8 protein-coding genes are annotated in these 7,869 nt (G+C 71.9%); 6 read left to right on the plus strand and 2 right to left on the minus strand.

The features are described 5' to 3' along the window. Positions 1 to 95: 95 nt before the first annotated feature. From E7Z54_RS17610 to E7Z54_RS17635, 6 genes are all read left to right on the plus strand, one after another. Positions 96 to 1,277: a PucR family transcriptional regulator gene (locus tag E7Z54_RS17610; protein WP_136435939.1), complete on the plus strand. Its 1,182-nt coding sequence runs from the start codon at positions 96 to 98 to the stop codon at positions 1,275 to 1,277. A gap of 105 nt (positions 1,278 to 1,382) precedes the next feature. After that, positions 1,383 to 2,582, plus strand: a complete 1,200-nt coding sequence (locus E7Z54_RS17615; RefSeq protein WP_136435940.1) for an acyltransferase domain-containing protein — start codon at positions 1,383 to 1,385, stop codon at positions 2,580 to 2,582. Next, positions 2,579 to 3,580 carry a beta-ketoacyl-ACP synthase III gene (locus E7Z54_RS17620; protein WP_136435942.1) on the plus strand — a complete coding sequence of 334 codons (1,002 nt, stop codon included), beginning with the start codon at positions 2,579 to 2,581 and terminating at the stop codon, positions 3,578 to 3,580. The genes E7Z54_RS17615 and E7Z54_RS17620 overlap by 4 nt, the downstream gene beginning before the upstream one ends. A 46-nt stretch (positions 3,581 to 3,626) precedes the next feature. Then, positions 3,627 to 3,875 (plus strand): acyl carrier protein, encoded by a 249-nt coding sequence (locus E7Z54_RS17625; RefSeq protein WP_136435944.1) that lies wholly within the window; start codon positions 3,627 to 3,629, stop codon positions 3,873 to 3,875. A gap of 35 nt (positions 3,876 to 3,910) precedes the next feature. Continuing rightward, a complete protein-coding gene (locus tag E7Z54_RS17630; RefSeq protein WP_136435946.1) occupies positions 3,911 to 5,161 on the plus strand; it encodes a beta-ketoacyl-[acyl-carrier-protein] synthase family protein in 1,251 nt (416 codons plus the stop codon). A 2-nt stretch (positions 5,162 to 5,163) separates the two neighbouring features. Continuing rightward, positions 5,164 to 6,606: an acyl-CoA carboxylase subunit beta gene (locus E7Z54_RS17635; protein ID WP_136435947.1), complete on the plus strand. Its 1,443-nt coding sequence runs from the start codon at positions 5,164 to 5,166 to the stop codon at positions 6,604 to 6,606. A gap of 64 nt (positions 6,607 to 6,670) precedes the next feature. Here the strand turns inward: E7Z54_RS17635 and E7Z54_RS17640 are convergent, their stop codons facing one another. Together E7Z54_RS17640 and E7Z54_RS17645 are read right to left on the minus strand one after the other, a co-directional pair. Then, complete coding sequence (locus E7Z54_RS17640; protein WP_136435949.1) at positions 6,671 to 7,168, minus strand: DUF3145 domain-containing protein; 498 nt, start codon at positions 7,166 to 7,168, stop codon at positions 6,671 to 6,673. Between the two features lie 201 nt (positions 7,169 to 7,369). Then, on the minus strand, positions 7,370 to 7,869 hold a 500-nt coding region (locus E7Z54_RS17645), incomplete at its 5' end, for an alpha/beta fold hydrolase (protein ID WP_431188812.1).

Consider the following 7,869-nt stretch of genomic DNA (forward strand, 5'->3'; position numbering starts at 1 on the left):
CTCCTCCTGCGGATCGAGTAACGGAGGATTCAAGCACGAAAGTCGTTGCCACGACACCCATCTCGGCGTGATGTGAGCGGCCTTACGCTGGGTGCATGCCCCCTACGGACCCAGGCGCCCGAGCCCGCGCTACCCAGCAGCTGCGCGCGGCCTCGGGGTCGCTGAGCACCGCGGCGATCACCCGGATCGAGGCGGACCTTCCGTGGTTTCGCCGGCTCAGCGCCGAGGACCGCTCGTGGGTCGCGATGATCGTCCAGGCCGGCGTGAAGAGCTTCGCGGACTGGTTCGCCGACGGAGGCGGCGCCGACCCCGAGGACGAGGAGCTGGTCGTCTCGGTCTTCGGCCAGGCGCCGCGGGCCCTGGCCGGCGTGATCGACCTGCGCCAGACCGTCGACCTGATCAAGCTCACCATCGACGAGGTCGAGCGCAACATCGCCAAGCTGCTCGAGCCGGAGGTCGCCGCGGACGTCCATGCGGCAGTGCTCCGCTACGGCCGCGAAGTGGCCTTCGCGACCGCGGAGGTCTACGCCCGCGCGGCCGAGGTCCGGGGCCGCTGGGACGCCCGCCTGGAGGCGCTGGTGGTCGACGCCGTGCTCCGGGCCGAGACCGACGAGTCGGTGCTCTCCCGAGCGAGTGCCGTCGGCTGGGCGGCCCGCGGCGAGGTCGCGGTGGTCGTCGGCACGGCGCCCGCGGAGCCCCCCAACGGCCACAGCGGCGTCTTCGATGCCGTACGACGTGCCGCCCACGAGCGCGGAATGGATGCCCTGTGCGCGGTCCAGGGGCACCTGCTCGTCGTGATCCTCGGCGGGGTCGGGATGCCGGAGAAGGACGCTGCCGCCGTGGTCGGCCTCTTCGGCGACGGCCCTGTCGTGGTGGGCCCGGTGGCGACCGACCTCTCCCACGCCCACATCTCGGCCCGGGTCGCTCTCGGCGCGCTGCGCGCCGCCGCGGGCTGGCCCGAGGCCCCGCGGCCGGTCTGTGCCCACGACCTGCTGCCGGAGCGGATTCTCGCCGGTGACGAGGGCGCACGCACCGAGGCCATCGAGCAGGTGTACCGGCCGCTCGCGGAGTCGCGAGGCGAGCTGGTGACCACGTTGTCGACGTACTTCGCGAACGGCGCCGCGATCGAGGCGACCGCACGGGCGCTGTTCGTGCACGCGAACACGGTGCGCTACCGGCTGGGCCAGATCGGCGACCTGACGGGTCTCACCCCGTCGGTCCCGCGCGACGCACTCGTGCTGCAGCTCGCGCTCCTCCTCGGTCGACAGGCGGAGTGACCGCGCTCGGCTCGACAGAACTTGTAGGAGTCCCACAATCCTCGGCGTCCAGATTCGTGGACGGCGGAGGCGCCGGGACGGCCCCGCCGAGGGCAGTCTGAAGACGTGCTTGTGATCGCGGCTCCCGGACAGGGGGCACAGACCCCCGGTTTCCTCACTCCCTGGCTGGCGGACCCGACCTTCGCCGCTCGGCTCGAGTGGCTCTCGGCCGTGGCCGGGCTCGACCTTGCCCACTACGGCACCGAGGCCGACGCGGAGACGATCCGCGACACCCGCATCGCCCAGCCCCTGCTGGTGGCCTCCGGGCTGCTGGCCGCACTGGAGCTGTTCCCGCACCCGGCCGACGCCTTCGCGCGCATCGGCGCGGTGACCGGGCACAGCGTCGGTGAGATCGCCGCCGCCGCGGGCGCCCGGGTGATCACCGCCGAGCAGGCGATGGTGCTCGTGCGGGAACGCGGACGCGCGATGGCCGAGGCCGCCGCGATCACCCCGACCGGCATGACGGCTGTGCTCGGCGGCGACCGGGACGAGGTGCTGGCCACTCTCACCGAGCATGGCCTCACGGCCGCCAACGACAACGGCCCCGGCCAGATCGTCGCGGCGGGCACGCTCGAGCAGCTCGCCGACCTCGCCGCCAACCCGCCGGCGAAGGCCAAGCTGCGCCCGCTCTCCGTCGCCGGGGCCTTCCACACCGACCACATGGCGCCGGCCGTCGACCACATCGCCGGGCTCGCCCGGTCGGTGTCGGTGCACGACCCGCGGACCGCGCTCATCTCCAACGCCGACGGCAACATCGTGCACGACGGCGGCGAGGTGCTGCGCCGGATCGTCGGTCAGATCGCCCGACCCGTCCGCTGGGACCTCTGCCTCGAGACGATGGCGGATCTCGGCGTCACCGGCCTTCTCGAGATGCCGCCGGCGGGCACCCTGACCGGCATCGCCAAGCGGTTCTTCCGCGACCGCGGGATGTCGGTCGACACCTTCGCTCTCAGCACTCCCGACCAGCTCGACGACGCCCGTGCGTTCGTGGAGCGGCACGGCGAGATCTCCCCCATGGACACCTCGCCGACCTGGCGCATGGTCGTCTCCCCCGCCAAGGGCGTCTTCCACGTGGCCGAGTCCGCCGCGCAGGTCGAGCACCTGGCGGCGGGGGTTGTCATCGGTGACGTCGCCAGCCTGCGGGACCGGGTCAGCGTCACCGCCGCCCATGGCGGACAGGTCGTCGAGTGGCTCGTCGAGGACGGCGACCCGGTCGCCCCCGGCCAGCCGCTGCTCCGCCTCCACCCCCAGGCCGTCCCCGCATGACCGGCCTCCGGGTAGAGACCGGGCCCGCCCACGCCGCGCTGCTCGGTGTCGGCGCCTATCGGCCCGCGCGCGTCGTACCGAACTCCGAGATCGTGGACGCGATCGACTCCAGCGACGAGTGGATCCAGCAGCGGTCCGGCATCCGGACCCGGCGCTGGGCCGACGACAGCGAGACGATCGTCTCGATGAGCGTCGCCGCCGCTCAGGAGGCGCTGCAGCACGCCGGCCTCGACGCCCGCCAGATCGACTGCGTCATCGTCGCCACGGTCAGCCACCTGCTGCAGACCCCCTCGGCGGCCACCGCGGTGGCCCACGAGCTCGGCACCGACCAGGCGGCCGCGTTCGACATCTCCGCCGCATGCGCCGGGTTCTGCCACGGCGTCGCGCTGGCCAATGACATGGTGCGCGCCGGGAGCGCCGGGTACGCACTGGTGATCGGCGTGGAGCGGCTCTCCGACATCACCGACCCCACCGACCGTGGCACCGCCTTCATCTTCGCCGACGGTGCCGGCGCCGTCGTGGTCGGACCGTCCGAGACCCCAGGCATCGGCCCGGTCGTGTGGGGGTCCGACGGCGAGCACTACGACCACATCCGGTCCCGCGAGGACTGGCGGGACGTGCTCTCGTCCGAGGAGCCGCGGATGCCGCACCTCGCGATGAAGGGCAACCCCGTGTTCCGGTGGGCGTCCTACTCCATGGCGAAGGTCGCCCAGCAGGCCCTCGACCGGGCGGGCGTCACCGTCGACGAGCTCGACTGCTTCATCCCACACCAGGCCAACAACCGGATCACCGACGCGATGGCCAGGGCCATGCGCCTTCCCTCGTCCGTCAGCATCGCCCGCGACATCGTCGATGCCGGCAACACCTCGGCGGCCTCGATACCGCTGGCCCTGCACCGGATGATCCAGGAAGGTGAGGCACGTCGCGGCGACCTCGCCCTCCTGGTCGCATTCGGGGCCGGCCTGTCCTACGCGGCCCAGGTCGTCGTCGTCCCGTGACCCACACCCCTTGTTGCACGACCCACACCAAAGTAACGGAGAAAGAATGAGCACCGAAGAGATCCGCAGCGCCCTCGCCGACATCGTCAACGAGGTCGCCGGCATCCCCGCCGACAGCGTCCAGCTCGACAAGTCCTTCAGCGACGACCTCGACGTCGACTCGCTGTCGATGGTCGAGGTGGTGGTCGAGGCCGAGGAGAAGTTCGGCGTCACCATCCCCGACGAAGAGGTCAAGAACCTGAAGACCGTCGGCGACGCCGTCGCCTACATCGAGCGCAACCGCAGCGCCGCCTGATCGGAACACTGATCGAACAAGGAGAGAGGAAGCCCATGTCGCGCACACGCGTCGTCGTCACCGGACTCGGAACGACCAACCCCCTGGGTGGCGATGTCGCCACCACCTGGGAGGGAATGATCGCCGGCCGCTCGGGTGTACGACGCCTGGGCGACTGGGCGGACGGCCTGCCGGTCAGGATCGGCGGCACCGCGGCCGTCGACCCGACCGAGGTCCTGGACCGGATCGTCGCTCGTCGGCTCGACCGGTCCTCCCAGCTTGCGCTCGTCGCGGCGCTCGAGGCGTGGGCCGACTCCGGCCTGGACGCGGCACAGGAGTCCGGTGACCTCGACGGTGACCGGTTCGGTGTCGCGTTCGCCTCGGGCATCGGCGGCGTGCACACGCTGCTCTCCAACCACGACGCCATGCGCGACAAGGGCGTGCGCCGGGTCTCCCCCCTCGCCGTCCCGATGCTCATGGCGAACGCCCCGGCCGCGACCATCAGCCTCCGGCTCGGGGCCCGCGGGCCGGTGAACACCCCGGTCTCGGCCTGCGCGTCGGGCAACGAGGCGATCTCCCTGGCGGCCGACCAGATCCGGCTCGGCCGGGTCGACGTGGCCGTCGCCGGCGGCACCGAGGCAGCCATCCACCCGCTCCCGATCGCGGCATTCGCCAACATGATGGCGCTGTCGAAGAACGAGGGTGACCCGACCACGGTCTCCCGTCCCTTCGACACCGGGCGCGACGGGTTCGTCCTCGGTGAGGGCGCCGGAGCCCTGGTCCTCGAGTCGCTCGAGCACGCCCAGGCCCGCGGTGCCCGGATCTACGCCGAGATCCTCGGCACCGGCATCACCGCCGACGCGCATGACATCGCGCAGCCCGACCCGGCCGGCCGGGGCGGCACCCGCGCCATCAAGCGTGCGCTCGAGGACGGTGACGTCTCCCCCACCGACATCGCCCACGTCAATGCCCACGCCACGTCCACACCCCAGGGCGATGTCGCGGAGTCGCTGATGCTGCACGCCACGCTGGGCTCGCACGCCAACGAGGTCGTGGTGACCAGCACCAAGTCGATGACCGGCCACCTGCTGGGCGGCGCCGGCGCCCTCGAGGGCGTCGCGACCGTGCTCGCGCTGCACCACCGGGTCGCGCCGCCGACGATCAACCTCGACGAGCAGGACCCCGCCGTCGAGCTCGACGTCGCCACGAAGCCGCGGGACCTGCCGCTCGGCCAGATCGCGGCGATCAACAACTCGTTCGGCTTCGGTGGCGCCAACGTCGCCGTCATCTTCGGATCGGTGGACTGACCATGACCGCTACGCCCACCGCCGCAAGGGTCGCGAAGCCGGCCTCACGTGAGGACGACCCGCGTCATCCGCTCATCCGGCTCGGTGCCTTCCTCGACGAAGGATCGCTGGAGCTCCTCCCGTCCGGGGGGCCTGACTGCGGCATGGTCGCGGCGACCGGCACGGTCGGCGGCGCCCGCGTGGTCGCGTTCTGCTCCGACGCCACCGTCATGGGTGGCGCGATGGGCATCGACGGCTGCGCCGTCGTCGTCGACGCCTACCACCGCGCGCTGACCGACCGGGTCCCGATCGTCGGGCTGTGGCACTCCGGCGGCGCCCGTCTCGCCGAGGGCGTCGGATCGCTCCACGCCGTCGGCCGGATCTTCGAGGTGATGACCCGCGCGTCGGGAGTCATCCCGCAGATCTCCGTGGTGCTCGGCCCCGCTGCCGGCGGCGCCGCCTACGGGCCCGCTCTCACCGACATCGTGATCCTGGGCCCGGAGGGCCGGATCTTCGTCACCGGCCCCGAGGTGGTCCGTTCGGTGACCGGCGAGGCGGTCGACATGCTCCGTCTCGGCGGCCCGGAGCCGCACGGGCGCCGCTCCGGTGTGGTCCACGTGGTCACCACGAGCGAGGACGAGGCGCTGACCAAGGCCCGCTCGGTCGCCGTGCTCCTCGGCGCCCAGGGCAGCCTCGACGCCACCACCGTTCTCGACCAGGACCTCGCAGCGATCCTTCCGGAGTCCCAGAAGCGGGCCTACGACGTCCGCCCGCTCGTCGAGGGCATCCTCGACCCCGGCACGGGCGTGGAGCTGCATGCCGGATGGGCGCCCAACATCGTCACGGCCCTGGGCCGTCTCGGCGGGCGGAGCGTCGGCCTGGTCGCCAACAACCCGATGCGCCTGGGCGGCTGCCTCGACTCACCGTCGGCGGAGAAGGCCTCGCGGTTCGTCCGGATGTGTGACGCGTTCGGCATCCCGCTCGTGGTGATCGTCGACGTTCCCGGCTACCTGCCCGGCGTCGGGCAGGAGTGGGACGGCGTCGTACGACGCGGCGCGAAGCTGCTGCACGCGTTCGCCGAGTGCTCGGTGCCCCGCGTCACGCTCGTCACCCGCAAGGCCTACGGCGGCGCCTACATCGCCATGAACGCCCGATCCCTGGGGGCCACGCGCGTGTTCGCCTGGCCCGGCGCCGAGATCGCGGTGATGGGGCCGCTCGCGGCCGTACGGATCCTGCACCGGCGCCGGCTCGCCGAGGTCGCGCCGGACGTGCGTGACCAGGTGGAGGCGGAGCTCGCTGCGGAGCACGAGCGGATCGCCGGAGGCGTCGATCGTGCCGTCGAGATCGGCGTGGTGGACGAGATCGTCGACCCCGCGACCACCCGGTCCGCCCTCGCGGCCGCGCTCGTCCAGGCAGTGCGGGACGACGGTGTGCGCCGCGGGGCGCACGGCAACATCCCCCTCTGAGCTGAAGACGCACGAAGGCGGCCGACCCATCGGGTCGGCCGCCTTCGTGCGTGCGACGGGGTGCTCAGACCACCTGGTGCAGCCAGCGGACCGGAGCGCCGTCGCCTGCGTGGCGGAAGGTCTCCAGCTCGTCGTCCCACGGCTTCCCGAGCAGCTTGTCGATCTCGTTCTCCAGCGTCACCTCGCCCAGCGCGGCGCGCACGACCGCGGCCTTGAGCCGGTCCTCGGGAATCATGATGTCGCCGTGGATGCCGGTGACGGCGTGGAAGACGCCGAGGTCGGGCGTGTAGGAGTACCGAGCGCCCTCCGTGGACGCGGTCGGCTCCTCGGTGATCTCGAAGCGCAGGTGGTTCCACCCGCGCAGGGCGGAGGCGATCTCCGAGGCGGCTCCGACCTTGCCGGTCCAGGAGAACTCGCAGCGGTAGCTCCCGGATTGGGCCGGCTGTGGCGTCCAGTCGGGATTCACGGGCACGCCGAGGACACCGCCCACGGCCCACTCGATGTGCGGGCACAGCGCGGACGGCGCGGAATGGACGTAGAACACGCCCCTGGTTGCACTCATGCTTCCGGTCACCACGAACTCCTCGATCGCTCCCTACCTCCGGCGCGAGCTACGCCTTCCCCAGCGTTCTCCTCGGAGTGTCGGTCGATCTCGAGCAGGTGGAAGCACCAGTGCTGAGTGACACCTATGGTGTTGTGGGTCCATTGTGGCCCATGTGACGCCTCTGCACCAGCGAATCGGGGCGTGTTCTCTCCACCGGCGTCAGGAGGTGGCGGAGTCCGGCACTGCTCGTGGCCCGAGGGACATCAGCTCGTCGAGCACTTTCTGGGCGATGCCGAGGCCGCCCAGGTGGCTCTCGCCGTCGATCGTGGTCATCGTGGCGTCGGGCAGTCGGTCGACGCAGTGCTGGCCGTGGCGGAACGGGACGATGTGGTCGTCGTCACCGTGCCACCAGCGCACCGGCACCCGGACGTCCTCGAGCTGGAAGCCCCACTCCCGGGTGAACAGGATCAGGTCCGCCAGCGGCGCCGAAGTCTGGAAGCGGCTGCCGTTGAGCAGGTCGTCGAGGAACATCGCCTTGAACTCCGGGCGGGAGAGCAGGTTCCGGTCGCCGGGCGGCTGTACCGCGGCATACAGGTCCAACGCGGGCCCGGCGAGCGGCTTCACGGCGCGGATGGCGCCGGTGAGGGCCACGCCGAACGGGACCCGAGCTGCGGCGAGCAGCGGGGCGGTGTGGACCGCGAGCCGGAGCAGGCCGCCGT

The organism is Nocardioides sp. (assembly GCF_004803405.1).
Taxonomy (GTDB): domain Bacteria; phylum Actinomycetota; class Actinomycetes; order Propionibacteriales; family Nocardioidaceae; genus Nocardioides; species Nocardioides vastitatis.